The sequence below is a fragment of the Mojavia sp. genome (assembly GCF_059505145.1).
In genome coordinates this window covers 64,265-90,159 of sequence record NZ_JCACKA010000077.1, presented here as the reverse complement: position 1 = coordinate 90,159, position 25,895 = coordinate 64,265, and the positions used below count along the sequence as shown (strand labels likewise).

The window sequence follows — 25,895 nt, the reverse complement described above, 5'->3', positions numbered from 1 at the left end:
ACAAAAGCAAGCGATTTGATTTCCTCTCTCATTCGAGCGATCGCTCCCAACCCAATCACCGAAACAACTCAAGAACTTTTTTCTAGGTGGAAAACAGGTGCGATCGCTTGTGGTCATGATCAAAAGTCCCAACAACGACGGCCCAAACCCGAATGATTTCGTCAACTTCCAAAGTTTTCAGCAACAATTGCCAGGTTAATAATTTCTACCGAGAGTAAACAATTAGACTTGTTGGTTTGGCTACAAGAGTTTTTATTATAAATTACCTATTTATGAACTGGTGTCTCTTCCTGATGAAAGAGAACTTAGCCATCAACGTTTTCTAAAGTGGGCTTAAAGAATTAATCTCGATGCGATCGCCATCACTCGCTCGCATCTTGTTTGCAGTGCGAAATTTTAGTATTCGTTTTGACAGCAGTGGGGAGTCAATGGAGGTTTCGCGAAAAGGAGATAACTTATGGAATATCGGCAGTTAGGTAAACACGGCATTCGTGTGTCGGAAATTTGTTTAGGGTCATGGCTCACCTATGGTGGCGCAACGGTAGAAGATACTGCCCGTCAATGTATTGAGCAAGCCTATGATTTGGGAATTAATTTCTTTGACACGGCAAATGTCTATGCTGGGGGAGAAGCCGAAAAAATTGTGGGTAAGGTGCTGCGGCAGTACCCGCGTGAATCCTATGTTCTGGCAACCAAAGTTTATTTCCCAATGGGCAATGGGCCGAACGATCGCGGGCTATCACGCAAACATATTTTGGAGCAATGTGATGCCAGCCTGAAGCGATTGGGGCTGGACTACATTGACCTCTACCAGGCACATCGTTATGACCCCACCGTACCGCTAGCTGAAACCCTGATGGCATTTGATCATCTGGTGAAACAGGGCAAAATCCTTTATTACGGAGTTTCTGCATGGAGTGCCGGACAACTCGCCCATGCAACCGACCTGACCCGGTTGGCAAATTTCGCGCCGATCGCGTCCGATCAGCCTCGTTACCATATGTTTGACCGCTCGATTGAAGAAGAAGTATTACCTCTGTGCCGTCGTGAAGGGATTGGCATAATCAATTACTCTCCCTTAGCACAAGGCTTGCTGACTGGTAAATACAAACCCGGTCAAGCGTTACCGGAGGGGTCACGGGCAAGTGACCCCAAACAAAATATGTTTTTGAACAATGGAAAACTCGATCAGCAACAGTTACTTAAGGTGCAGCGACTGTTGCCCATCGCCGAGCAAGAAGGTTTGAGCCTGAGCCAACTGGCGCTTGCCTGGTGCTTACGCAATCCCGAAATTAGTAGCGTCATCATTGGTGCAAGCCAACCAACACAGGTACAGGAAAACGCTAGCGCATCAGGTAAGCAACTGTCTCCGGTAACGATTCAACGGATTCAAGAAGTTCTGGAAATGGAAATCAGCGATCGCCTCACCGTTGGTGTCTGAGCTGTTCTCAATTCACTCAATTGGGATTGCAAATCTATCAAAGGAGTTTTTGATTAATGCATATCAATTATGACAGCTTATTTAGGCTCATCGCCTTTGCGATCGCTTTACTACCCGTTTTCCTGCTACTCGATCGCTGGTGGCGCGAACGGATTTACAACCTGTCAGGCAAAACCATTCTGATTACAGGTGGTTCACGCGGATTGGGACTGGTGATGGCACGCCAGTTGATTGATGCAGACGCACGCATAGCAATCTGTGCGCGGGATGAAGCAGAGCTGGAACGGGCACGAAATGAACTGGAGCAACGAGGCGGTGAAGTTTTCGCCTTGACCTGTGACGTGACGGATCAAGCTCAGGTTGAGCAAATGGTACAACAGGTGAAACATCGCTTTGGAGCGATCAACATTCTCATCAACAATGCGGGAACCGACATCGTAGGCCCGGTAGAAACCCTCACTATGCAGGACTACGACGATATGATGAAACTGCATTTCTGGGCACCGCTCTACACAATGTATGCCGTTTTGCCAGAGATGCGGCAGCAAAAGAGCGGACGAATTGTGAATATCTCCTCGATTGGGGGAAAACTGGCATCGCCGCATATGGTCGGGTATTGCGCCAGCAAATTTGCCCTGGTTGGGCTATCAGAAGGAATGCGAACCGAGTTAGCAAAAGATGGAATTGCCGTTACAACCGTATGTCCTGGTTTCATTCGCACCGGAGTGATCGATCATGCCGTGATGAAAGGTCAGCACCGCAAGGAGTTTGCTTGGTTTAGCATTGGTGATTCGCTACCGTTGATTTCTGCCAGTGCAGAAAAGGTTGCCCGTGCCACGATCGCTGGATTACGCCGGGGTGCTACGGAAGTCATTGTGCCGTTGCCAACCTGGTTCTCGGTCAAATTCTATGCCCTGTTCCCCGGACTGAGTACCAATCTATTCGGTTTGGTAAATCAGCTTTTACCAGAACCGGGTGGAATTGGCAAAGAGCGGGCATTTGGCAAAGACAGCCACTCAGCTTGGTCGCCCTCTTGGTTAACTTATTTGAGCGATCGCGCCGCACAACGAAATAACGAACGTCCGGTAACTGAACCAAAAGGTGCGACCGAGGTTAAACAGGTGGGAACCGATGGCAAATTATCGCTCCAAGCCCCTAAACCGACCCTTGCAGAAGATAACCAATCTGCCTTTCCATTAATCGATCCTGGCCAAGCACCTTCTGAAGTTCAAGCCTGTTTAAGCGATATTCAAGATACATTAGGGATTCCCTGGAAACCTGCTAACTGGCGAGCTTACGCGATGTTTCCCCCCGTGATGCAGTTGTTTTGGCAACGGCTCAAAGGAGCCACACAAACTGAATATTTTTTAGAGAATGCGATCGCCATTACCGAACAGGTATATCGAGATGTTGATGACTGGTATCAACCGAGTTATCAAATCGATGTTGATCAGGCATCGCAGCGGCAGATCCAGCGAGAATTGAATGCGTTTAGCTTTGGTAATCCGCAATTGCTGATTCAACAGATCGCTTTAAGTAAAACCCTAGCAGGCGAAGTCGTTGGCCAAGATGGGAGTGCAGATATCCGGCGGGGGCCGAATGCCTATCGTCATCCAGAAATTAAATTAACCGGGGAGCAGGAGGCAAGAGAAATTTCTGCACAAATGCAGCGTGTGTATCGTGACATTAAGCAAACTCTGGGGGTTCCGCTCGTCAACTCTGATTACCAGGCTCTTGCTCGTTGGTCTGCCTTTTTCATTCCCGCTTGGGAGGATATCAAACTCTGGCGTGAGCGACCGGAATATCAGCTTCTCAAGCAAGCAATTGTGCAAAGAGCAGAGAATGCTGCCAGTCAGCTTCGTCCTGCGGTTGTCATCGGTGAAGCAGAAGTACGCGATCTCTTAGACAATCCCGAAGATTTCGAGCAAATTCAGCAGACGGTGCAGATGTTTACAGAGATTTTGCCCGAACTGATTATCCAGGATGCTCTATTTTATCTGGGTTTGGCAGGTGTTCAGCAAGCGATCGCTCGCTGAAGTCGATAGTCAGGAATTGGGTTTAATGATGATTCTGGCGATCGCGCTCATCGTTTTGTTCATTGCCTATGTCCTAGATTGCCTCGTTTGTATCCCCTCAATGATGGAACACAAGCGAGGCACTATCATCGTCAGCAGTGGTTTATCTCGCTATCCAAGAGAAGGCTTTATCGCTCATAATACCGCCAATTCTAAATTAACTGAGATATACACCACCAGAAATACAACTTGTTATATTCCAAAATTTATTATTTATTCCCTCAGTATAACTGCTTTATAACCTCTATATTCCCTGAGTACTATTTTCAGTTTATCTGTACGAGTTCGTACAGATAAACGCTAGTTATTTTATTTAAATTTGAGAACAAGATGCATTTGAACGCACCATGTTCATTAGATTTAAAAATGGAAAAATTGCTATGATGTTCAACATTAATGAGTATGTACTAAATCCCCAAACTGGACAGGTGGGAAAAGTTATTGGTTACGGTCATGAAATTATCAACAATGTATATACCGTAACCCTAAAAGTTTTAATATCTGAAACTGCTCATTATCCAAATAAGTTATTAGTCTTGGAAGATTTAGTTTCAGCCTGGAGTGTGATGCCATAAATAGAAAATTTCCATTATTTAAGAGCAATTAAATTGCTCTTAAATAAAATTATTAATTCCAAATGAAGCGACATTTTTTTTGAGATAGAAGATTAGGATTTTTTGGCAGAATCTATTTACGTTTTGTTTGGTTCAATACTAACTATGGATGTATAGACTAAATTTCAAAGTTAATACTCCTGACACAGAAAATACTGAAATTTACGATAGATAATAACTATTTTTTGCAGTTAAAAGTATAAAGCAAAGTTTATTGATTTAAAAAGGAACAGTATGATTACAAATATTTTGTCAATGCCGAAGTTTAGCCAAGGTCAAAAAGTAGTATTTGTCGGTGGTGAAGGCATCATTAAAAATTATAGGCCAGAGTCAGATAGCTGGGTTTATTTGGTAGAGATGCCTTTAAGACCAAAGCAAAATATAGATAGGGTCGGCTATGAAACCATGCTCTGGCTATCTGAATCCGAGATATCTGAAATTTTTAAGACTTGATAATCAGAAGTCATTAGTAATTCAATTAAGAGACAGATCAAATCTAGCTTTTTTATTATCAAGAGAAAGCTTAGTATGAATGGAATTCTGTTAACTTTAGATTTATAAATTTGAGCAACAGTGGCACTTAGGGTGTTTACTTTCAGTCCTTGCTGATCAACAGGATATGTGGGGGCTGGGGCTAGACGAGAATACAGCTGTGATAGTTAAAGGTAACCAGTTTAGAGTCATTGGCAAAAATGCCGTCACTGTTGTAGATGTCAGTGAGGCTAGCAACAGCGACGAGAACAAACTCGGCAAGGGAGAGAATTAGTAGTCTGGGGAGCCTAGCTAAATGTTCTTCCTGATGGATACAGTTTTTATATTGAAAACGAAGGTCAATTCTGAAGAAAGCCTCTAGTAAAGAATTATTTAGTGTCTGAGCTAGGCTGCCTGCTAAAATACATAAACATGATTGAGTACGAAATTCTACCTCAAACACATAAAACATTTGTGCAAGTTGCAATGATTCGGTTAATGCTTTCCTAACATCCTCTAATACCAATTCACGAAAATCCTGATAGACATAAATTTTTCGTAGGGGTTTAGCATTGCTAAACCCAAATCCCGCGTATTTGTATCATTATTAAAGTGAAATGGGATAAGAGTAAACAACAGGCTGTTTATAACTAAGTCTTATTATCCAAACACTCATCACCAATTAAACTTGCAAAAATTTTTATAGAGCCTATAGTTATATATAAGCATTAACTTGTTATGTGATTTTAGCTACTTATAGAAATATTAAATTTTTATAAAAATTACAACAGATATAAAAATGAATTAATTCCTTGCTATCTTAATTCAATTGATATTTTGCGTCGTACATCTGAAGAAAAGCGACCGGATAACTATCAATAATCAATTGCTGATTGTGAATAGGGTTTAGAACTGGACTAAGTGCGCTCGCACCCCTTTGACGAATCGCTAAATACCTCAAGTCCTTGTGTGTTTAGCCTTTGGTATCCAAGTATTAATAAGAAAAGAGTAAGAAACGCCAACAGTATAGAAACGTGGCTGTTGTATCATTGGAACCACAAAAATCACTGATTGCGAAGGCAGTAACGGCTGTTTCATGTATGTATTGGAGCAGCCTAAGCTTTTCCGTACTATAAAAGTAGCCCATCTTTTGAAAGCCGATACTCTTACAGCCACAACAGAGCAAAAGTGTTGAAGGTTCGCACCCATCCAAAACGCTTGGGGACAAGACTTTCTTGTTTAATACTTTAGGTATTTCTGATTTATTTCTTTCGCCCAGCATTGGCGGCTAATTCCGCATTTATCACAATTAAATTGACAAATCTAGCATTAGTCATCGCATAGGAAGCGGAACCCACTTTTGGAAACCTTCTAAATGATTCCAGTAAGCTAAATAACCAGTGAATGCCCAAATCAGCGCAGCTATGATCAGCACCGCCGCACCAATTAAGCGCCAATTTCGGTTAGCTTTCCAATAGAGAGTTGGTGCAGCAAAAATGCCACCCAAGCCGGTGAGAATAAAACCTATTCCTGACATTAATGGTTGCCGTGTCATGTTCAAGTTAATGATGCGTACACCGACCACGATCGCAGCCAAGCCAGCAAAAAAAGCATAAATTGCAATTGTCAGCAAATCCCAACCTAACGAAAGTGCGATCGCTGACGCAATGAACAAAATTCCGAACAATACCGTAGTTTCACCAAAAGCAATGTTAAAACTACCACCAACTGGCCAAGTAAATATCATGTGTAATCCAGTTGTTAAGGCGATCGCACCTGTAATTCCAAAGCCAGGAATCCACTGTTTCTGATTAGCGTTATCTATCCCTCGATACACGTAATCTGCCAGTAAAATTAACCCGGCTACCATATTGATCAACATGAGTGTGATGTAGTCGATAAACATGATTAATGTCTGAATGTATTTCTAGGTTGATTTACTGTTTTATTTCACTCATTAAGTGCTGTAGGTATAGGCTGATTTAGGAAGCGTAAAAAGAAAAAATTGTTTAAGGTATCAAATATCGCTTCGTCAGTACAAGCTACTTTACCTCATTCTCTGCCGTGCTTTCTTGAGGGAACACAGCAGCTTTTTATGCTGATAGATGGTTAAGTGTTACGATCTTGGCATATTCCGAGTGCTTATTTTAAGTTAATACAAACGAACAAAACACACAGTTAGAAGCATAGCTTTCCCCTAGAGCATACTATTTACAGGAGCAGTATGAGCCGAAAAAGATGTCACAATAGACACTTTGCAAAATGTTTAGCAGTAAAACTTAACATAGGTGTCTATCAAGACTATTTTCCAGGTGTATCCGCCCTTTGGTAGACTTGAAGACTGGAAGAGCTAGATAAAACGACGCTAAGTCAAGCAATTGAGAGGGCGACTCTGTGGAAAATACACTTGGGTTAGAGATTATTGAGGTAGTAGAACAAGCCGCGATCGCATCCTCAAAGTGGATGGGCAAAGGCGAAAAAAACATTGCTGACCAAGTAGCAGTGGAAGCCATGCGGGAGCGGATGAACAAAATTTATATGCGTGGTCGCATTGTCATTGGCGAAGGCGAACGTGACGATGCCCCTATGCTGTATATTGGCGAAGAAGTAGGTATCTGCTCCCGTCCAGATGCCAAAGACTTCTGTAACCCAGATGAATTGGTCGAAATCGACATCGCTGTTGACCCCTGTGAAGGTACAAACCTGGTAGCATACGGACAACCTGGTTCGATGGCTGTCTTGGCAATTTCGGAAAAAGGTGGATTATTTGCTGCTCCTGACTTCTACATGAAGAAGTTAGCAGCACCTCCAGCAGCTAAGGGCAAGGTAGACATCAACAAGTCAGCAACAGAAAACCTCAAGATTCTCTCCGAGTGTCTAGATCGCTCTATCGAAGAACTTGTGGTAGTTGTCATGAAGCGCGAACGCCACAACGATTTGATTAAAGAAATCCGCGACGCTGGGGCGAGAGTGCAACTGATTTCCGATGGTGATGTGGGTGCAGCCATCTCTTGTGGTTTTGCTGGAACTAACATCCACGCGCTGATGGGTATTGGTGCTGCTCCTGAAGGTGTAATTTCCGCAGCCGCCATGCGTGCTTTGGGTGGACACTTCCAAGGTCAACTGATCTACGATCCAGCAGTAGTGAAAACAGGTTTGATTGGAGAAAGTAAAGAAGCCAACCTTGATCGTCTGAAGTCTATGAATATCAATGACCCCGATAAGGTCTACGATGCTCATGAACTAGCATCTGGTCAAACCGTGCTGTTCGCTGCTTGCGGTATTACCTCTGGTAACTTAATGCAAGGTGTACGCTTTTTCAAGGGTGGAGCAAGAACTCAAAGCTTAGTTATTTCCAACCAGTCAAAAACTGCTCGTTTTGTGGATACCATTCACATGTTTGAAGAGCCTAAGACCGTGCAATTGCGATAAATAGTGAGGAGTTAGGAGTAATGAATTCTATTCCTAACTCCCCACTGACCATTCACCACTTACCAATTAACATTTAGCAATTACCATTTAGCAGATGAATATAGCAGTGGTGGGGTTAAGCCATAAAACAGCCCCAGTAGAAATTCGGGAAAAGCTGAGTATTCCAGAACCACAAACCGAAAGCGCGATCGCTCAACTTACCAGCTATCCCCATATTGACGAAGTTGCCATTCTGAGTACTTGTAACCGTCTGGAAATTTATATCGTGACTGGTGAAACAGAACACGGTATCCGGGAAGTAACTCAGTTTCTGGCTGAATACAGCAAATTGCCTGTAATCTCTTTGCGACATCACCTGTTTATGTTGTTGCATGATGATGCAGTGATGCATATGATGCGGGTGGCAGCTGGGTTAGATAGTTTGGTACTCGGAGAAGGTCAAATTCTAGCTCAGGTGAAGAATACTCACAAACTGGGGCAGCAATACAACGGTATAAAAACAATTTTGAATCGCTTATTTAAGCAAGCACTAACAGCTGGCAAGCGGGTGCGGACTGAAACTAGCATTGGTACTGGCGCAGTCTCTATCAGTTCGGCAGCAGTGGAGTTAGCACAGATGAAAGTGGCAAATTTAGCTGCTTGTCGAGTGGCAATTCTCGGTGCTGGTAAAATGTCGCGCTTATTGGTGCAGCACCTAATTTCTAAAGGGGCTGGGCAAATTAATATTTTAAATCGCTCTCGTGAACGTGCCCTAGAATTGACCAAACAATTCCCCGATCAGCCTCTCGAAATTCATCCACTATCGGAAATGATGGCAGTAATTGCTAACAGCGATTTGGTATTTACAAGTACTTCGGCCACAGATCCGATCCTTGACCGCGCCAAGTTAGAAATAGTTTTAGAGCCTAACCAGCCTCTGATGCTATTTGATATTTCCGTACCACGTAATGTCCATGCAGACGTGAATGGATTAGCCAATGTGCAAGCGTTTAATGTGGACGATTTGAAGGCTGTAGTAGCGCAAAACTACGAAAGCCGCCGGAAGATGGCCCAAGAAGCCGAAAAAATACTAGATGAAGAAGTAGAGGCATTTGATGTTTGGTGGCGATCGCTAGAAACTGTCTCCACTATTAGCTGTCTGCGAAATAAAGTCGAAACCATCCGCGAACAAGAATTGGAAAAAGCATTGTCGCGCTTGGGTTCGGAATTCGCAGAAAAACATCAAGAGGTAATCGAAGCTTTAACAAGAGGAATAGTTAACAAAATTTTACATGATCCGATGGTGCAATTGCGAGCGCAACAGGATGTCGAAGCTAGACGTCGATGTATGCAGACTCTGCAAATGCTATTTAACTTAGATGCAGAAGAACAATTTAGCTGAAATCAACAGCTATGTTCTCATGGTGCGTTAGTGTAATTGCTAATGCACCACTTATGCTATTGGCATAGGAATTTAGTCAGGCGATCGCATACCAACTTACATAAGCGCTATTCTGCAACGCCAACAATTAAATACAACCAATATCCTGAAGCATAGTTAAATGCTGCTGCACAGGTGCAATGGTATTTGCGGCAATCATGCCACTAGCAGCGGCTGCTGGTAAACCAATACCCGGAAATGTCGAATCTCCACAGCACATCAACCCTGGTAGAGGTGTACCAGGGCCGGGAAACATACCAACTCCTGCTTTAATAGCCGGGCCATAAGAACCTCGATGGCGACGTAGAAAGCGTTCATGAGTCAGAGGTGTACCCACAAGACTAACTTCGCAACGAGAACGAATATCTGGAATGATGCGTTCCAAAGCTTGCCACATTACCTCTGCACGCAAAAGCTTTTGTTGGGCATATTCTTGGCTTTTCCTGTCCATTCCCTGCCAAAGAGCATACGGCTCATTACCAGGTGTGTAGGCATGAATCATGTGCTTGCCTGGTGGTGCTAGCGATGGGTCGAGAATTGAAGGAATTGATATCAATACAACGTTCTGAGGTGCTGTCACTCCCATTTCCCAGTTGTTGACAACGATGTAATGACACGCCAAATTTGATTGTAATCCTTGGGCATCAATGCCAAGATGCAGATGCATGAAGCTATCGCACTCAGGCGTTGCTTGCCTTTTAGCGCGAAACTTTTGTGGCACTGCCTTCTCTGGCAGCAGCTTCAATGTATCCCAAACCGACGCACCAGAAACAACTGCCCGCTGTGCCCGGATTTCCTTACCATCACGTAGACGCACACCTACTGCACGGTTATCTTCTACAAGCACTTGCTCCACATGAGCGCCAAGTAATAGTTGACCACCGCGACGCTTTAGCCCTTGCACTAGGGCATCAACTAAAGCACCGCTACCACCAATGGGATAGTCAAGTACGACACCTGGACGATACCAATCAGCAAACATAAACGCTACCTCTGCCGCACTCGTACCATCTGCTGGCAGCCCGGAGAGTAGAAAGGACAGCATATTGAGCCAGTTACGTGTAAATGGGTCTTTGACAACGCCATCGATAATTTGGCTGAAAGGCCCGGTAAGCTTGGTAATATTTGTAACATGGCTAAATAGGGATGGAGCAAATCGGCTCACAGTTTTAACTGCACCCCAATCAAAGCGCAATGCGGCTGATGGTATGGCTGTTGCTGCACTAGCTAGTGGTTCCATTACACGCTGGAGTTGCTGCCATTCGGCTACAGCATCATCACCACGAAATTTCATCAGCACTTCACAAAATTGTTCAGCACCAACTGATGTATCAAAATCACCTTCTGGCAAACAGCATCCCCAAGTATCGTAGGTGACGCACGGTAGCTGAGAACCGATTGCGTCTAGTACTTGCCGCAGGGGGTTAGCAGAGGGACTGTAGGATAATCCAGAGTAAAGTGATGGCCCTGAGTCAAATTTGAAGCCATTGCGTTCAAAAGCGTGGGCTGCACCACCGGGGATAGAGTGGCTTTCGCAAACTATGACATCAAAACCATACCGCGCCAAAAGTGCAGCACAACTTAAACCACCAATACCGCTACCAATGACAACTACATCTGGCTTCAACAAATTTTGTCTCCCTATTACTTTTGTAAAAACACCCAAGCCGCTTCAACTTTGAATTTTATACTTTTATAAAGAGGCGATCGCAAATGAGGAATACAACCACTCACTGTGTTCTGGGGCAATAAGCAAGGTATTTTGACTGTGCATAGCCCATCAAAGGAGCTGAAATTGGTACCCAACCACCTTTTCCTCGTGCAATTACAACATTTTGACCATTAGAAACTACTCCCACCCTGGCTGAATTATTAGAAGGAGCTGTTCGCACCACCAACCCACCATTAGCGGTAACCTTGCGACAAAAGTTTAGCTCAGGGGGTGTTGCGGCTTGTGAGGCTTGGCATGAGGCAAGAAAATTAGTATGTAATATGTATCCATTAACAGGAGAGGAAATTGCTACCCAGCCATTTTTCCCGCGATTTTCAACTGTGACATTTCTTCCATAGTCTAGAAGGCCAACAATACGACTATTAACTGATGGCCCTTGCCAGACATAAAGGCCATTCCTTGCCATAATCCGGCGACAGTTACTTGAATATTGCGCTAGTTGATATTCACCCTGTTTTTTTTGCAATGTGCTTTCTGAGGCAGAAGTTTGAATTTCTTGATTTTTACTCGTACTAACAGCGAGTGAAGGAGTTGCAAAACCTGTTGCAGTCAACAATAGCACAGTGCTTAAAATTGAGTATTTTTGGCAAATAAAATTAAATTTCATCCTCAAATCTCTCATTTTTTATTAATTATTTTTGTTTTGATAAACCTAGAAAAATGTTCTATTATTTTATTTTTGATTTTAGATTACTAAATTAATTACTTATCTAAAACTTAAGGTAATACACATCTTTTACCATCAATGCCAATATTTAGTACTGGTATCAATCAATTTTTAAGCTGCTATGCTAGAAATTTAATATCTTATATTTAAAAAACATCTTCTTTAAGAGAGAGCCAATATTCATCCCAATGACATAAACGAAAAAATAAGCAATAACACTTAAATTTTGCTAAGAACTATTGCGAAATAGAAATCTATAGTTAATACACAATAAATATTTGTAGGGAAGAGTACTAGCTTAAAATCAGATCTAGAAGTATAAAAAAGCTTGGTTGTTTGGAGCCTTGCGATCGCCTCTTGTAGTATTAAACTCAGCAAAAATTGCCATCATGAGTATTATTGTCTTTGGCAGCATCAATATAGACTTAGTAGCAACAACACCTCGGTTGCCAATTACGGGAGAAACACTGTTAGGGCATGATTTTTTTCAAGTACCGGGAGGCAAAGGCGCAAATCAAGCGGTTGCCTTAACACGATTGGGAATTCCTACTCAAATGATAGGGCGTGTAGGGGCAGATAATTTTGGTACAGAATTGATTAACAATTTGCAAACATCTGGTGTCCAGACTGACAATATTGTTGTGGATGAAGCTGTTAGTTCTGGAGTTGCCATTATCGCTGTAGATGATAATGGCGGCAACCAAATTATTGTTATTCCTGGCGCTAATGGGCGTGTGAATAATGAAGATGTAGAAAGATTGTCTCCTTTATTAGGGAGAGCTTCAACACTGCTTTTACAATTTGAAATTCCCCTTTCTGCTGTGGTGGCTGCTGCTAAAGCGGCACGAAAAGCAGGAGTAAAAGTTATTCTCGACCCAGCACCCGCACAATCTGATATCCCAGATGAACTTTACCCGTTGGTAGATATCATTACACCGAATGAAGTTGAAGCAGGGCAATTAGTAGGTTTTGCTGTAGATGGCGAAGAGTCGGCAGCAAAAGCAGCAGCAATTTTATTACAAAAGGGTGTGAAATGTGCGATCGCCAAACTTGGTACTAAGGGCGTTTTCTGTGCCACAAATGAGGAAACTTTTTTTGTCCCTGCATTTTCAGTTAATGCCGTTGATACAGTAGCCGCTGGCGATGCCTTTAATGGCGGTTTGGCAGCGGCACTTTATGAAGGACTTTCTCTGCATCAAGCAGTTGTTTGGGGTGCAGCAGCGGGTGCTTTAGCCGCAACGAAACCAGGGGCGCAAACTTCTTTGCCTGATAGGTTGACGTTTGATGCGTTTCTAAAGGAAAGGGGTTTTTAATGAACCGCAAAGGACATAGAGGAGACTATTAACTTTTGCTTATTGCCTTATTGACAAATGGTCAATGAAAAATGGCTCTTTCAAGCCAAAGGCAAAAAATGTAATCAGATACAATCGCATTGTCACCCAATACAATCGCATTGTCACCCGATACAATCGCATTGTCACTCGATACAATCGCATTGTCACTCGATACAATCGCATTGTCACTCGATACAATCGCATTGTTACCCAATACAATCGCATTGTCACTCGATACAATCGCATTGCATTGCGATGCGTTAACATAGCACGCTAATATTTCCAGGCAAAGGGGATGAAGGAAAAAAATAACCAATGCCCTATGCCCCATGCCCCATGCCTACTTGCCGATATCCTCATTCCACAGTTCTGGATTAGTTTCAATAAATTCACTCATCATTTTTTCGCATTCATCAAGACTTAGATCAATTACTTCCACGCCGTGAGATATCATAAATTCTTTAGCACCAGGAAAAGTTTTAGACTCTCCGGCAATAACTTTTTTAATGCCAAATTGCACTACTGCCCCAGCGCATAAGTAACAAGGCATTAAGGTTGAGTAGAGTGTTGTACCTCTGTAGTTCCCGACTCTGCCAGCGTTGCGGAGACAATCAATTTCGGCGTGGGTGACAGGATCGCCATCTTGTACACGCTTGTTGTGTCCTTTGCCGAGAATTTTGCCATCCTTGACAAGAACCGAACCAATGGGAATTCCACCTTCTTGTCTGCCTTGTTTTGCTTCTTGAATAGCAGCTTGCATAAATTCATCCATTGTTTAATTCTCCTTGTATGTCAAAACAACTCGTATTAATGGATCACGATGGCGGTATAGATGATTATTTGGCAACTATGCTGCTGTTGACGATGGATCATGTTGAACTCCTCGGCGTTGTCGTGACTCCAGCTGATTGCTATATCCAACCAGCAGCTAGTGCTACACGTAAAATCTTAGATTTGATGGGATTCTCTCATATCCCGGTTGCCGAAAGCACGGCGCGCGGTATCAACCCTTTTCCCTATCTTTATCGCCGTGATTCTTTTATCGTTGACCATTTACCAATTCTCAATCAAAGCGAAACTGTTAATACTCCCTTAGTTGCCCAAACAGGCCAAGATTTTATGGTCAGGGTTCTGCGTGAGGCTACTGCACCAGTAACTTTGATGGTAACCGGGCCGTTGACGACAGTAGCAGTGGCCTTAGATAAAGCACCGGACATTGAAGCAAAAATTCAAAAGATAGTCTGGATGGGAGGTGCTTTAAATGTCCCAGGTAATGTAGAAAAAAATTGGGAACCTGGACAAGATGGTTCTGCTGAATGGAATGTTTATTGGGATGCCGTTTCAGCAGCGCGAGTGTGGCAAACCCAAATTGAAATCATTATGTGTCCTTTAGATTTAACTAATAATGTGCCAGTGACATCGGAGATAGTTTACAAAATGGGGCGACAACGCCACTATCCTGTTTCTGATTTAGCAGGGCAATGCTATGCACTAGTTATTCCCCAAGATTATTATTGTTGGGATGTGCTGGCGACGGCTTATCTTGGACACCCGGAATTTTATCAACTACGCGAGTGGGAAACAGAAATTATTACTACTGGTCTTAGTCAAGGGCGTACTAAAGTAGTGCCTAGTGGTCGAAAGATTTATGCGATGGACAAGGTAGATAAAGAGGCGTTTTACGCTTATATTTTGCAGCAATGGGCACGTTGAGTTTTTCGTGAATAACAAGATCCCCGACTTCTTTAAGAAGTCGGGGATCTAAGGTTATCAATTTTTACAAATTATATCATGTCCGTTTAAATAACTGTCATTGCGACCGAAGGGAAGCAATCACAAAATTTTTGTGATTGCTTCGTTTCACTTCGTTGCACTCGCAATGATGTTTTATAAGTGATCGGCTGAACATGATATTACTTGTTAACTTTCAGGAAATTTAATCCTAAAAAAAGAGCAGCAACGCTACCTGCTACAGAGATTTCACCCTGAGCAATTTTATCTAAAACTGATTCTACAGGAATTAATAATACTTCAATTTCTTCTGTGATATCTAGCTGTTGTTCTTCTACTTTAATTACATTTTCGGCTAAAAATAAATGTATTTGATTGGTATCTTTACTCGGCTTATCGTAAAGTGTGGCAATTTTTTTCACTTGTTGAGCAACATAACCAGTTTCTTCTACCAATTCTCTAACTGCTGCTACTTCAGCACTCTCTTGATGTGGGTCAAAACTACCAGCCGGTAATTCTATGAAAAATTCACCGACTGCGTGTCTATATTGACGTACAAAAATAATTTCTTGATTAGTAGTTATAGGTAAAATTAAAGCTACATCCGGTTTAATATTAACAAAATAATCATCTATAAGTTTTCCATTCGGTAATTCGATTTCATCTTGCCTTACCTGACACCAGTGATGATTTAAAACCATTACTGATTTACGGATTTTCCATTTCTCTAACTTTTTCATAGATGCAGTAAAATCTGACGACAATATGTATAAAACTTTGGTAATAAACTTGAATGTAAAAAAGTATAACAGATGTATAAGAGCATCTAAAAATTAAACTTAAACTGTGTTGTTTGCCTAAGCAATCAAGCACATATATTATGCAAATAGATGTCAAAATATTTACAGTTAACAAGCGATTCCCTTTAAAAATTAGTCGGGGCACAACGGCACAAACAACAAATGTGTGGGTAAGTATTTCCCAAGATGGGATTGAAGGCTGGGGGGAAGCATCACCATTTGGGGTAGGCAATTATTCGCAAGCAACTGAGCAAATCAAGGATGCTTTGCAACAAGTTGCACCTCGACTGCAAGTTTTTAGCCCTTTACAGCGGCAGCAAATTGAACAAGAGTTAAAAACAGCGCAGGTTCCTTCCTCAGTTAGAGCTGCACTGGATATGGCAATGCACGACTGGCTAGGTAAGCGTGTAGGACTACCGCTATGGCAAATCTGGGGGTTAGATCGTAATGCCATAGTGCCAACTTCAGTGACAATTGGCATTAATTCCCCAGAAGGGGCGAGGGCTAGGGCGCGAGACTGGTTACAATTTACCGATGTTCGCCTGTTTAAGGTGAAGTTAGGTAGCCCGGATGGTATAGAAGCAGACCGTAAAATGTTATTAGCCGTAAAAGAGGAAGCACCACATCTAGAATTATTTGTTGATGCTAACGGTGGTTGGAGTTTAGAACACGCTATTGAGATGTGTAATTGGCTAGCTGATTTAGGTATAAAGTATGTAGAACAGCCGCTGCCACGGGGACAGGAAAAAATTTTAACCCAGCTAAAGGAGCATACACCCCTGCCTATATTTGTCGATGAAAGTTGCTTCACCAGTGCAGATATTCCCCAATTAACAAACTATGTGGACGGCATTAACATCAAAGTCATGAAATCAGGAGGCTTAACAGAGGCAATGCGAATGGTACATACAGCGCGAGCCTATGGGTTGCAAGTAATGTTCGGTTGCTATTCTGATAGTTCGCTAGCCAATACAGCAGCGGCACAACTAGCGCCACTAGCTGATTATTTAGATTTAGACAGTCACCTCAACTTAATCGATGACCCATTTACAGGTGCATTGATTCAAGAGGGGAAAGTTTTACCCAATGATTTACCTGGTTTGGGGGTACAATACAGTGCGTCTGCCACTTAATCAACGAATAGCCATCCTGCTGCATGAGGGAACCACTGGAACTCAGGGCAAAACAGGGCTGTCAATTTTACGCTACAGTGAAGCTCCAATAGTTGCCGTAATTGACCGAGAATGTGCTGGCAAATCCTTGCCAGAATTAACAGGTATCAAACGTAATGTTCCAATTGTGGCATCGGTAGCCGCGGCCTTGGAATACAAGCCTGAAGTTTTAGTAATCGGCATTGCCCCAAAAGGCGGTGTTGTGCCAGATGACTATTGGCCGGAAATCAAAACCGCCCTAGAAGGTGGAATGTCGTTGGTTAACGGTTTGCATACACCATTGGCAAGCATCCCAGAGTTAAATGCACTCCTCAAACCAGGACAAATAATTTGGGATGTACGCAAAGAACCGCCGAATTTAGGTGTTGCTAGTGGTTTGGCGCGAACTCTTCCTTGTCGGCGGGTGTTGACTGTGGGAACGGACATGGCAATTGGCAAAATGTCGACTAGCCTAGAGATGCATTGGGCATCACGACTCAGGGGTTGGCGTTCTAAGTTCTTGGCTACAGGTCAAACTGGTGTGATGTTAGAAGGGGATGGCATAGCATTGGATGCAGTAAGGGTAGACTTTGCTGCTGGTGCTGTGGAACAGATGCTAGTGCGTTATGGCAAAAACTATGACATCTTGCATATTGAAGGACAAGGTTCACTGTTACATCCTGGTTCTACAGCAACGCTACCCCTAATCCGTGGTTCACAACCAACCCAACTAATACTAGTACATCGGGAGGGGCAAACTCATAACCGCAATAATCCTCATGTACCGATTCCCCCTTTACCAGAAGTAATTCGGCTTTATGAATCTGTCGCTAGTGCAGGAGGTGCTTTTGCACGAGTACCTGTAGTTGCTATAGCTTTAAATACTGCTCATTTAGATGATTCTGCGGCTAAAGAGGCGATCGCACAAACAACAGCAGAAACTGGGCTACCATGTACTGATGCAGTTCGCTTTGGTGCAGGGATACTGCTTGATGCAGTAATGAAGAATTAGGTTTTATTGTTGCCCAAAACTCTATAAATGAATACGATTCAGATAAGAGTTGATCCTCCCTAACCCTCCTTAAAAAGGAGGGAATTAAGCCCCCTTTTCTAAGGGCAGGGCCGTTTCATTCGTTGCTGTTTGAGATTTGTCAAGAGGATAATCTCACGCAAAGGCGCAAAGGCGCAAAGAAAAACAACGTATTTAGGGCTTAAGGCGCAAAAATTTTTTCCCAAAATTGTGGGCAAGCCCTAAATTTTAATCTCTTTGACCCTTGTAATTTTAACCATTTGAGGGTTAATGCTGAGAAGACTCGCTTAATAGATTTTTTTAATACTTTTCAAACATCCTCTCAGCCTCACGAGCTTTTTGGAATCTTTCGAGTATTTGCGTCGCCACAGTTTCACCATCCAAACCTTCTCCACGTTCAATTTCTGCAATTGCAACATCAACTTTTTGCTGGGTATCTTCTACCCATTGAACATAGTCAGAATTTAATTTTTCTAGCAGTTGAAATGCTATATCAATTACTTCATCTGCATTTGTAAATCTGCCAGTGGCAATTTGGGCTTGGATAAATTGCTCGTGTTCGGGTTTGAGTTTAATATTCATGATTTATCCTTAAACTTAGAAATCCGCTTTACCCAGATACTACTAAATTCTAGAAAAGGCATAAGGAGTTGAGGGCATAGATATGAGAACTGCTCAACCTCCCAAAATATTCTTTGCTACAACCTCAAACCCCTACTATCTCAAATTTCGTTCTCAAGGTATCACCGCGATGCAATCAATCTCTACCAACACATTCTTAGGTAAACGCGATACCTCAACGCAAGCACGTGCTGGCGCTGTGTCTTCAGGAAAATATTTAGCATAAACCGCATTCACGGCGGCAAAATCATTCATATCAGCCAGAAATACAGTGGTTTTAACCACATCTTGGAAAGTTGCACCGGCTGCTGCCAAGATAGCTTCCAAATTAGCTATTACCTGCTCAGTTTGCTTTTTAACATCATCAGTGTAGACAACATCACCAAGCCGGGGATCGATCGCAATTTGTCCAGCCACAAATAACATTTGGCCAGAAGCTGCGATCGCTTGATTATATGGCCCTACTGGTTCGGGTGCATTATCAGTATGAATTACTTTACGAGTCATAGATACTACTGTCTCTAACGATGCTTGCTGTTTGCCGATTTTCACTTCAGAGGCGATCGGCTTATATATTTCTCCATCAGGCATTATCGCACCAGTTAGGTCAGCATCTTGAAGATTAGCTCCGTAGACATGAGAAGAGGTCAAATCAGCCTTCTTTAAGGTTGCTCCACTTAGATTTGCTTTCATCAAATCCGCTTGTTGTAAATCTGCTCTCTCTAAATTTGTTCCTTGTAAACAAGCTTTCCTGAAATTTGTACCTCTCAGGTTTGCCGCACCCAGATCAGCCTCAGCTAGATTTATACCAGATAAATTTTGTTGAGTTAAATTAACACCCCGAATTTTCGCTCCCTGGAGATTAGCATCTTTCAATATCACACTGTTGAGGTTTGCTTGACTCAAATCAGATCTAAATAAGTTAGCCCCACTGAAATTAGTACCACTCAGGTTAGCTCTAACAAGATTTGCTTCTCTTAATGAGGCTTCAGTTAGATTGCTAGAGTTTAAATTGGTATCACTCAGATTGGCATTATCCAGGCTGGCATTACTGAATTTAGAGCTATTGATGGTTGATCCACTCAAATCAGCACTAGTCAAATCTGCCCAACTCAAATTTAAATGAGAACTTTCCACCAACCCACTCAAATTTGTGCCTGTCAAGGATGCCCTAGTAAGGTTAGTGCCATGAAGCAATCCCTTACTTAGGTTAGCATCATTCAAATTCGCTCCTGTCAAATCTGCACTTGTTAGATCTATCCCACTTAGATTTGCGCCTTTGAGGTTGACTCCTCTAAGATTTTCTTTCTCAAATTTCCGTTGACCTTGTGCGTATTTTTTTAAAAGTTCCTCAGCGTCCATCATGCACCTTTAAATACCATTGACACAGTATAGTCTCGATAATTTTGTGTCACAGGTATTCTTCTCTTCTCTTACTTTGCGCCCTCTGCGTCCTTTGCGGTTCGTTACCCTAACCCAACAAGGGACGTATCCCATAATGCCGATATCGCCAATAATCCCGCAGAATGCGATTGTGGTCAAAACATAAATTATCTGGCACACACCAAGACTCAAAAATCCCGATATTCTTGGCATCATCACCCGCTTTCGGTTCCCCTTTCGCCGTTGCCAAAAACACAATACTAATTGTGTGCTGACGCGGATCGCGGCTGGGATCAGAATACACCAGCAATTGTTCAACTAACTCAACCTGCAAACCCGTTTCTTCCTCAGCTTCGCGTCGCGCCGCTACTTCCACCGCTTCCCCGTAATCTACAAAACCACCGGGGATAGCCCAACCTAAGGGCGGATTATGTCTTTCAATTAACACTATTGGTAGATGAGGCCGATCCACCAGTTCAATGATGATATCTACTGTCGGCGCGGGATTTCGGTAAGTCATATGCAGTATTAAGTATTAAGTAGTAAATATTAGTTTTCTTAGTGATTTATTACTTTCTGTACAGACCCGCCTAACGGCAGCTATTAAAGCATACTCTGCCGTGATAAATTCGATGGCATCGCTTCCTCCTACATAAATCAGGTAAAATATGCCTTTTCCAAGATCCAGCGGCATTTTGCTGCATCCTACTTCTTTTCCCAGCCGATTTGGTATTGGGGATTTAGGCTTAGAAGCTTATCACTTTATTGATTTTCTCAAAGACACCTACCAACGATATTGGCAAGTTTTACCTTTAGGCCCTACTGGGTATGGCAACTCGCCATATATGTCCTACTCAGCAATGGCAGGAAATCCGCTGTTGATTAGCCCGGAAAAACTCCTAAATGATGGTTTTTTGGCTGAAGAAGACTTCGCAAACTTACCAACATTTCCAACAGATAAAGTAGATTTTGAGCAGGTTGCACCAATAAAAATTGAGTTACTGAAAAAAGCCTGCGAGAACTTTAAAACCAAGGCAACATCTTTCCAGCAGAAAGCATTTGCAGGTTTTTGTGATAGTAAAGCTTATTGGCTAGATGATTATGCCTTATTTATGGCGCTAAAAGATAGCCAAGATAATGCTAGCTGGCATACTTGGAAACCAGAACTAGCCAAGCGTAAACCTGAAGCATTAGATCAAGCGCAACGGCAGCTAACTACAGAAATTTTTTATTATAAGTTCGTCCAATACGCGTTTTTCCAGCAATGGTCAGAACTTAAAACCTACGCTAATATGCGCGGCATAGAGATTATTGGGGATATTCCAATTTATGTAGCTCATGATAGTGCCGACGTTTGGGCAAATCCTGATATCTTTTGCCTAGATGAAGAGACAGGAGAAGCCGCACAAATGGCTGGTGTTCCACCAGATTACTTTAGCGCTACGGGTCAATTGTGGGGTAACCCAGTTTATGACTGGAAGGAATTACAAAAACAAGACTTCAAGTGGTGGTTACTGCGCTTTGAGGCGATGTTAGATTATGTAGACATTATTCGCATTGACCACTTCCGCGGATTTGAAGCTTTTTGGGCTGTACCCCAAGGTGAAGAAACTGCCATTAATGGCGAATGGGTGAAAGCGCCTGGAGAAGCTTTTTTTGAAGCAGTTAAACAAAAGTTGGGCAAGCTACCTGTATTGGCTGAAGATTTGGGAGTAATCACGCCAGAGGTAGAAGCACTGCGCGATAAGTTTGAATTTCCGGGAATGAAAGTTTTGCATTTTGCATTTGGTTCTGATCCTGGCAATCCATTTTTACCTTTTAATTATCCACGAAACGCTGTAGTTTACACCGGAACCCACGACAATAACACAACCATTGGTTGGTTTGAGACAGCTAATGAACAAGAAAAGCGCGACTTGTTGCTTTATTTAGGTTGTTTCAGTTCCGAAGGCATCCACTGGGATGTAATTCGACTAGCTTTAAGTTCTATAGCTAATCAGGCGATTATTCCTTTGCAAGATGTTTTAGGATTGGGAGCCGAAGCGCGAATGAATTTTCCCAGCATTGCTGAAGGTAACTGGGAGTGGCGCTACTCTGAGGAAGCTTTGACCAAGGAATTAATTGAGAGGCTGAGAATTCTCACTAAATTATATGGACGCGTTCCTATAGAGTCCTGAGCCATCGGTTCTGAGTGCTGAGTGTAACTGTGAGCAATCAGCACTTAGAACTTAAGACTCAGCACTCTTTAAAACCTGGGTTTAGCAGCAATTTTGACTTCTTCAACTTTTCCTAATTCTCCCATTTGCTTGGCTTCTTGCTGATTGACACTCATCAGTACACCGCCAGCATTATCAGTTTTCACTGTTAGTTGCTCTTGGGCTTTCCAAGTGCGATGTGTACCTTGTGGCAAAGTCCCTTCAAACTCTGTTTTGCCATCTGCTACTACACGAATCCACGATGATGCCTTCAATGTGACGCCAATCTGCACTGGCTGAACATCTTGAGTGGTGTTGAGAGCATTGACGGCGGTTTTAGACTGTGATGATTGCTGTAATTTGGTTAACTCTGCTAGGGGAACTGACTCTTTATCTAGGGTTGGCTTGGTTTCGCTATTATTTGCTTGCAAGCCATAATTGTCCATTAGCTGAGACAAGCCGCTGACAGCACTGACAATCAGAACTATATAAACTACGTAAAGATGAAGAGGACGGAATTGGGGAATTGGTATCGGTTTCTTAGCAGTCTCAATGTTGACGCGCTGATAACCACCAATAGGAAAATTGCTGGCAAATTCCGTTCCATTAAAACCCAGTGCATCAGCAAATTGTCTGATTAAGCCCTGAATATAAACCGGTTCTGGCAGATCATTTAAATTACCTTCTTCAATCGCCTGTAACAGCCGCTTAGAAATCTTTGTCATTACAACAACTTCTTCTAAAGACAGGCCTTTTTCTTGACGCGATGCCCAAAGTTGAGCGCCAATTTCTGTCAACTTTTCGGCCTGTTGTTGCTCTAGCGAAACTGCTGGCTCCTGATTATCCTTCGTACTGAACCATCTCATGCTTGGTTACACTCCTTAACTCACCTGTATCTTGAATAGCAATGTGCTTTATTTGCTGTTGCAAAAAGCGAATTTCATCATCTTCGAGGAAACGATAGTTACCCTCTTTTAAACAAGGCTTTTTTGGTATTTGTAATTGAATCAGTCCTATAGCAGTCCGATGCAGCTTGATTACTGGGTAACCCAACTGTTGAGCTATACGGCGAATCTGGCGATTGCGTCCCTCTTGTAAAACAATTTCTAAGCTGCTGTGTGCAGCAGAACTTTCTATCAGGCGCACCTCGGCTGGTCGTGTTTTTCTTCCTTCTAAGATCACACCTTGACGCCACATTTGCAGTATTGCTTCGGGGGGATGTCCTTTGACTAATACGTGATAAGTCTTAGGAACACTGTGGCGTGGGTGGGTTAGCCCAAATGTCAGGTCACCATCGTTGGTAAGTATTAATGCCCCTGTCGATTCTGTATCTAAACGCCCAACTGGATGAATACCTGAACCTTCTCGTAATTCTTTTGGTAGTAAATCCAATACAGTTGTTCTTCCCTGAGGGTCGTAGCAAGTGGAAACGACTCCAGGAGGTTTGTGCAGCAACAGGTATATTAAAGCCGGACGCTGCTTATTAACTACGGGTTTGCCATCGATTGTGATCGTGTCTCTTTGGGGGTCAACTTTTTGACCTAATTCTGCCAATACTCCATTTATCCGCACACGCGATCGCCTAATCATCTCTTCGGCTTCGCGTCGTGAGGCTATACCCCATTGAGCTAGAATTTTTTGTAACCGTGCCTCCATGTGGAAATTGCTTATTTTTTCACTAACATTTAAATCATATTATTTGCATTTTGGAGTTAATAGCCATAAATATTACATTTAGGGCTTATTTAACTTTAGCCACTTGTTGAGTATATACCCATTAACAAAAAAGCAAGATGTCAGAGCAAAACTCAGAGGCCAAGACTACTGGTAAAATCCGGGTAATTACTAATATGCTCAAAACAGCTGTAAAGCTATGGTTGAGAGCACAAGTTAGTCAAGTATCGCAAATCGAAGTCGAAATTAGGGCGAGCGATCGCCAACTTCTTTCTGGAAGAATACCCTTCGTGTCTGTCTTTGCCGATCATGCTGTTTATCAAGGTCTCCATCTAGGACAAATTCAACTAGTTGCAGAAAAAATTCAGATTAACGTCGGGTCAATAATCAAAGGGCAACCACTGCGGCTGTTAGAAACAGTACCAGTGAATGGTGAGTTAATCGTCGAGGAGACGGATCTCAATTATTCCCTTTCATCTGAGTTATTATCGACTGCTTTGAATGATCTACTGGTTAAACTTTTACCAGAACACTGGGGAAAAACCAAGTCAATTGTTTGGGAAAAAATTATCCTTGGCAATAACCAAATTATACTGCGTGGAATTCTAACATCTCTAAGTAAATCTACGCTCTTGGAGGTTAGTATGGGCTTAACCTTAATTAGTGGCCATGAGCTACAACTGGCACCTATTCAAATTAAATACGACATCGCAGAACTAATAGAAAGTTATCCTGAGTACAATCTGGATCTTGGCCCAGAGGTGGATATTCAAGAACTGACCTTGATCCCAGGTAAGCTAGTATGTCGTGGGCGGATTAACGTTAACCCTTGAGAATTAAAAATTAAAAATTAACAATGATGATTCTTTATTTTTAATTAAGTTTTTCGCACCATCTGTTTCCAGTTAGAAGGGAAAATTTGTAGCAGCAACGCAGTAATTTACCATCGTTGCTATATCGATAGATTCCTATCTAATTATTTCTGATTGTTACAATAAAGATGAGTGAATACTCCCAAAAGTAACACTAAAGTCAATCAGTCCGCTAAGGAAATTGACAGCGATTTTAATGGGATCAGTTAGACAAACTTAAGCTTGAGAGAAAAGATACAAGAAAAAGAGATTTATCCTTGCCATTTTCTCCTAGCTTTTCCTTCCCTAATGCTGCAATTTGTATTACGCTCCACCAATAACTCCTATAAACTATTCGCACATATTTATATGTACCCCTGATTCACTTATCTGCGAGCAGAGGTAACAAAAGTGTCACGAAATAGTAGACCAGGGGAGCAGTAAAAATATAACTATCTGTGCGATCTAAAATGCCACCGTGTCCGGGGATCAACTGTCCTGAATCCTTGACACCAGCATCTCGTTTGAGCATAGACTCGGTAAGGTCTCCTAAAAGGCTAGCAATACCAATGAGTAAACCCAGTGTTGCGCCAGTATAAAGGGATCTAGGCAAATGAAGATAATACGCTCCTGCTAAACCCACAGCAACACTAGCACTAATGCCAAAAACGGCACCTTCAACAGTTTTTTTCGGGCTAATCTCAGAAAGACGAGTTTTCCCGAAAAATCTGCCAATAATATAAGCGCCGATGTCAGCTGCCCAAATGCACAGAAAAGTTAGTACTGTCGCTGTCAAACCTTGTGGTAGATAGGTGAGGTTGCTTTGATCGAGGATATCTGTCCAGCCTGTAGGCCAATAACCTCCCAAAGGTAGATTGCTAATAGCTTGACTACCGAGCGATCGCAACCGCACCCAGAAACTCGATAAATAACCTACATAAAATAGCCCCATGATTGAAGCGGAAACATCCGCAATCGTGGCCATTTTTGGTTGAAACAGTAGGTAAAAACAAATAAATGTGCCAGCTATTGGCATCACAGCATCAGCTAATGTGCCATCAAGCGTACAAATCACCAATAAGGCTTGGCTGACAACCATGGTGGTTTTAGCAGCAGGTGCTATAGCTCTAGCTCGCACCAAATTAAAATATTCCTGTTGTCCCAAAAAGACAACAATCGCAATCATAATAGTAAAATACCAGCCACCCAAAAGGGTCGCAAACAGAGCAAGGGCGATCGCAACAATTCCACTAATAATCCGAGACCAAGGCAT

The 25,895-nt window shown here is 42.5% G+C and carries 26 protein-coding genes; 13 read left to right on the top strand and 13 right to left on the bottom strand.

From position 1 onward, the window contains the following. The first annotated feature begins 457 nt into the window (after positions 1-457). The 5 genes from AC5JL8_RS22545 to AC5JL8_RS22525 all read left to right on the top strand — a co-directional run bounded on the left by AC5JL8_RS22545 (position 458) and on the right by AC5JL8_RS22525 (position 4,583). Complete coding sequence (locus tag AC5JL8_RS22545; RefSeq protein ID WP_495881918.1) at positions 458-1,441, top strand: aldo/keto reductase family protein; 984 nt, start codon at positions 458-460, stop codon at positions 1,439-1,441. Between the two features lie 56 nt (positions 1,442-1,497). Further along, a complete protein-coding gene (locus AC5JL8_RS22540) occupies positions 1,498-3,477 on the top strand; it encodes an SDR family NAD(P)-dependent oxidoreductase (RefSeq protein ID WP_495881917.1) in 1,980 nt (659 codons plus the stop codon). Further along, a complete protein-coding gene (locus AC5JL8_RS22535; protein ID WP_495881916.1) occupies positions 3,425-3,757 on the top strand; it encodes a hypothetical protein in 333 nt (110 codons plus the stop codon). The genes AC5JL8_RS22540 and AC5JL8_RS22535 overlap by 53 nt, the downstream gene beginning before the upstream one ends. 139 nt (positions 3,758-3,896) lie before the next feature. Further along, positions 3,897-4,091: a hypothetical protein gene (locus AC5JL8_RS22530; RefSeq protein WP_495881915.1), complete on the top strand. Its 195-nt coding sequence runs from the start codon at positions 3,897-3,899 to the stop codon at positions 4,089-4,091. Positions 4,092-4,385: 294 nt separating this feature from the next. After that, positions 4,386-4,583, top strand: a complete 198-nt coding sequence (locus AC5JL8_RS22525) for a hypothetical protein (RefSeq protein WP_495881914.1) — start codon at positions 4,386-4,388, stop codon at positions 4,581-4,583. 181 nt (positions 4,584-4,764) lie between these two features. On the opposite strand, the gene AC5JL8_RS22520 is transcribed toward AC5JL8_RS22525, so the two are convergent. Next, positions 4,765-5,127: a hypothetical protein gene (locus AC5JL8_RS22520; protein ID WP_495881913.1), complete on the bottom strand. Its 363-nt coding sequence runs from the start codon at positions 5,125-5,127 to the stop codon at positions 4,765-4,767. Positions 5,128-5,934: 807 nt separating this feature from the next. Beyond that, positions 5,935-6,507, bottom strand: coding sequence for a DUF981 family protein (locus AC5JL8_RS22515; RefSeq protein ID WP_495881912.1), 573 nt, complete (start codon positions 6,505-6,507; stop codon positions 5,935-5,937). A gap of 488 nt (positions 6,508-6,995) precedes the next feature. On the opposite strand from AC5JL8_RS22515, the gene glpX reads away from it, so the two are divergent. Together glpX and AC5JL8_RS22505 are read left to right on the top strand one after the other, a co-directional pair. Continuing rightward, positions 6,996-8,033: a class II fructose-bisphosphatase gene (gene glpX, locus AC5JL8_RS22510; RefSeq protein ID WP_495881911.1), complete on the top strand. Its 1,038-nt coding sequence runs from the start codon at positions 6,996-6,998 to the stop codon at positions 8,031-8,033. Between the two features lie 94 nt (positions 8,034-8,127). Beyond that, on the top strand, positions 8,128-9,414 hold the full coding sequence (locus AC5JL8_RS22505) for a glutamyl-tRNA reductase (protein ID WP_495881910.1): 1,287 nt from the start codon (positions 8,128-8,130) through the stop codon (positions 9,412-9,414). A gap of 127 nt (positions 9,415-9,541) precedes the next feature. Here the strand turns inward: AC5JL8_RS22505 and AC5JL8_RS22500 are convergent, their stop codons facing one another. Beyond that, the gene (locus AC5JL8_RS22500; protein ID WP_495881909.1) at positions 9,542-11,083 is read right to left on the bottom strand and encodes a phytoene desaturase family protein; all 1,542 of its coding nucleotides are present in this window, start codon (positions 11,081-11,083) and stop codon (positions 9,542-9,544) included. 100 nt (positions 11,084-11,183) lie between these two features. Further along, entirely contained in the window at positions 11,184-11,747 is a 564-nt protein-coding gene (locus AC5JL8_RS22495; RefSeq protein ID WP_495881908.1) for an SH3 domain-containing protein, read from the bottom strand. A 494-nt stretch (positions 11,748-12,241) separates the two neighbouring features. Here AC5JL8_RS22495 and rbsK point away from each other — a divergent pair, with 494 nt between their 5' ends. Continuing rightward, positions 12,242-13,165: a ribokinase gene (gene rbsK, locus AC5JL8_RS22490; RefSeq protein ID WP_495881907.1), complete on the top strand. Its 924-nt coding sequence runs from the start codon at positions 12,242-12,244 to the stop codon at positions 13,163-13,165. Between the two features lie 61 nt (positions 13,166-13,226). On the opposite strand, the gene AC5JL8_RS22485 is transcribed toward rbsK, so the two are convergent. Both AC5JL8_RS22485 and AC5JL8_RS22480 read right to left on the bottom strand, forming a co-directional pair. Beyond that, positions 13,227-13,517 carry a hypothetical protein gene (locus AC5JL8_RS22485; RefSeq protein WP_495881906.1) on the bottom strand — a complete coding sequence of 97 codons (291 nt, stop codon included), beginning with the start codon at positions 13,515-13,517 and terminating at the stop codon, positions 13,227-13,229. Positions 13,518-13,526: 9 nt separating this feature from the next. Then, entirely contained in the window at positions 13,527-13,958 is a 432-nt protein-coding gene (locus AC5JL8_RS22480; protein WP_495881905.1) for a nucleoside deaminase, read from the bottom strand. A 17-nt stretch (positions 13,959-13,975) separates the two neighbouring features. On the opposite strand from AC5JL8_RS22480, the gene AC5JL8_RS22475 reads away from it, so the two are divergent. After that, positions 13,976-14,899: a nucleoside hydrolase gene (locus AC5JL8_RS22475; protein ID WP_495881904.1), complete on the top strand. Its 924-nt coding sequence runs from the start codon at positions 13,976-13,978 to the stop codon at positions 14,897-14,899. A gap of 200 nt (positions 14,900-15,099) precedes the next feature. On the opposite strand, the gene AC5JL8_RS22470 is transcribed toward AC5JL8_RS22475, so the two are convergent. Continuing rightward, the gene (locus AC5JL8_RS22470; protein ID WP_495881903.1) at positions 15,100-15,657 is read right to left on the bottom strand and encodes an NUDIX hydrolase; all 558 of its coding nucleotides are present in this window, start codon (positions 15,655-15,657) and stop codon (positions 15,100-15,102) included. Positions 15,658-15,797: 140 nt separating this feature from the next. Here AC5JL8_RS22470 and AC5JL8_RS22465 point away from each other — a divergent pair, with 140 nt between their 5' ends. Further along, entirely contained in the window at positions 15,798-16,850 is a 1,053-nt protein-coding gene (locus AC5JL8_RS22465; RefSeq protein ID WP_495881902.1) for a dipeptide epimerase, read from the top strand. Further along, on the top strand, positions 16,834-17,880 hold the full coding sequence (locus AC5JL8_RS22460) for an N-acetyltransferase DgcN family protein (RefSeq protein WP_495881901.1): 1,047 nt from the start codon (positions 16,834-16,836) through the stop codon (positions 17,878-17,880). The genes AC5JL8_RS22465 and AC5JL8_RS22460 overlap by 17 nt, the downstream gene beginning before the upstream one ends. 318 nt (positions 17,881-18,198) lie before the next feature. On the opposite strand, the gene AC5JL8_RS22455 is transcribed toward AC5JL8_RS22460, so the two are convergent. The 3 genes from AC5JL8_RS22455 to AC5JL8_RS22445 all read right to left on the bottom strand — a co-directional run bounded on the left by AC5JL8_RS22455 (position 18,199) and on the right by AC5JL8_RS22445 (position 20,422). Then, positions 18,199-18,480, bottom strand: a complete 282-nt coding sequence (locus tag AC5JL8_RS22455) for a ribbon-helix-helix domain-containing protein (RefSeq protein ID WP_495881900.1) — start codon at positions 18,478-18,480, stop codon at positions 18,199-18,201. Between the two features lie 153 nt (positions 18,481-18,633). Then, entirely contained in the window at positions 18,634-19,881 is a 1,248-nt protein-coding gene (locus AC5JL8_RS22450; RefSeq protein ID WP_495881924.1) for a Rid family detoxifying hydrolase, read from the bottom strand. 109 nt (positions 19,882-19,990) lie between these two features. Beyond that, on the bottom strand, positions 19,991-20,422 hold the full coding sequence (locus AC5JL8_RS22445; protein ID WP_495881899.1) for an NUDIX domain-containing protein: 432 nt from the start codon (positions 20,420-20,422) through the stop codon (positions 19,991-19,993). 148 nt (positions 20,423-20,570) lie between these two features. Here AC5JL8_RS22445 and malQ point away from each other — a divergent pair, with 148 nt between their 5' ends. Beyond that, on the top strand, positions 20,571-22,079 hold the full coding sequence (malQ, locus tag AC5JL8_RS22440; RefSeq protein WP_495881898.1) for a 4-alpha-glucanotransferase: 1,509 nt from the start codon (positions 20,571-20,573) through the stop codon (positions 22,077-22,079). 68 nt (positions 22,080-22,147) lie between these two features. On the opposite strand, the gene AC5JL8_RS22435 is transcribed toward malQ, so the two are convergent. Beyond that, a complete protein-coding gene (locus AC5JL8_RS22435; protein ID WP_495881897.1) occupies positions 22,148-22,963 on the bottom strand; it encodes a helix-turn-helix domain-containing protein in 816 nt (271 codons plus the stop codon). After that, a complete protein-coding gene (locus AC5JL8_RS22430; RefSeq protein ID WP_495881896.1) occupies positions 22,938-23,753 on the bottom strand; it encodes a pseudouridine synthase in 816 nt (271 codons plus the stop codon). The genes AC5JL8_RS22435 and AC5JL8_RS22430 overlap by 26 nt, the downstream gene beginning before the upstream one ends. 137 nt (positions 23,754-23,890) lie before the next feature. On the opposite strand from AC5JL8_RS22430, the gene AC5JL8_RS22425 reads away from it, so the two are divergent. Further along, entirely contained in the window at positions 23,891-24,604 is a 714-nt protein-coding gene (locus AC5JL8_RS22425; protein WP_495881895.1) for an LmeA family phospholipid-binding protein, read from the top strand. Positions 24,605-25,004: 400 nt separating this feature from the next. Here AC5JL8_RS22425 and AC5JL8_RS22420 read toward each other — a convergent pair whose 3' ends face one another. Then, positions 25,005-25,895, bottom strand: coding sequence for a phosphatidate cytidylyltransferase (locus AC5JL8_RS22420; RefSeq protein WP_495881923.1), 891 nt, complete (start codon positions 25,893-25,895; stop codon positions 25,005-25,007).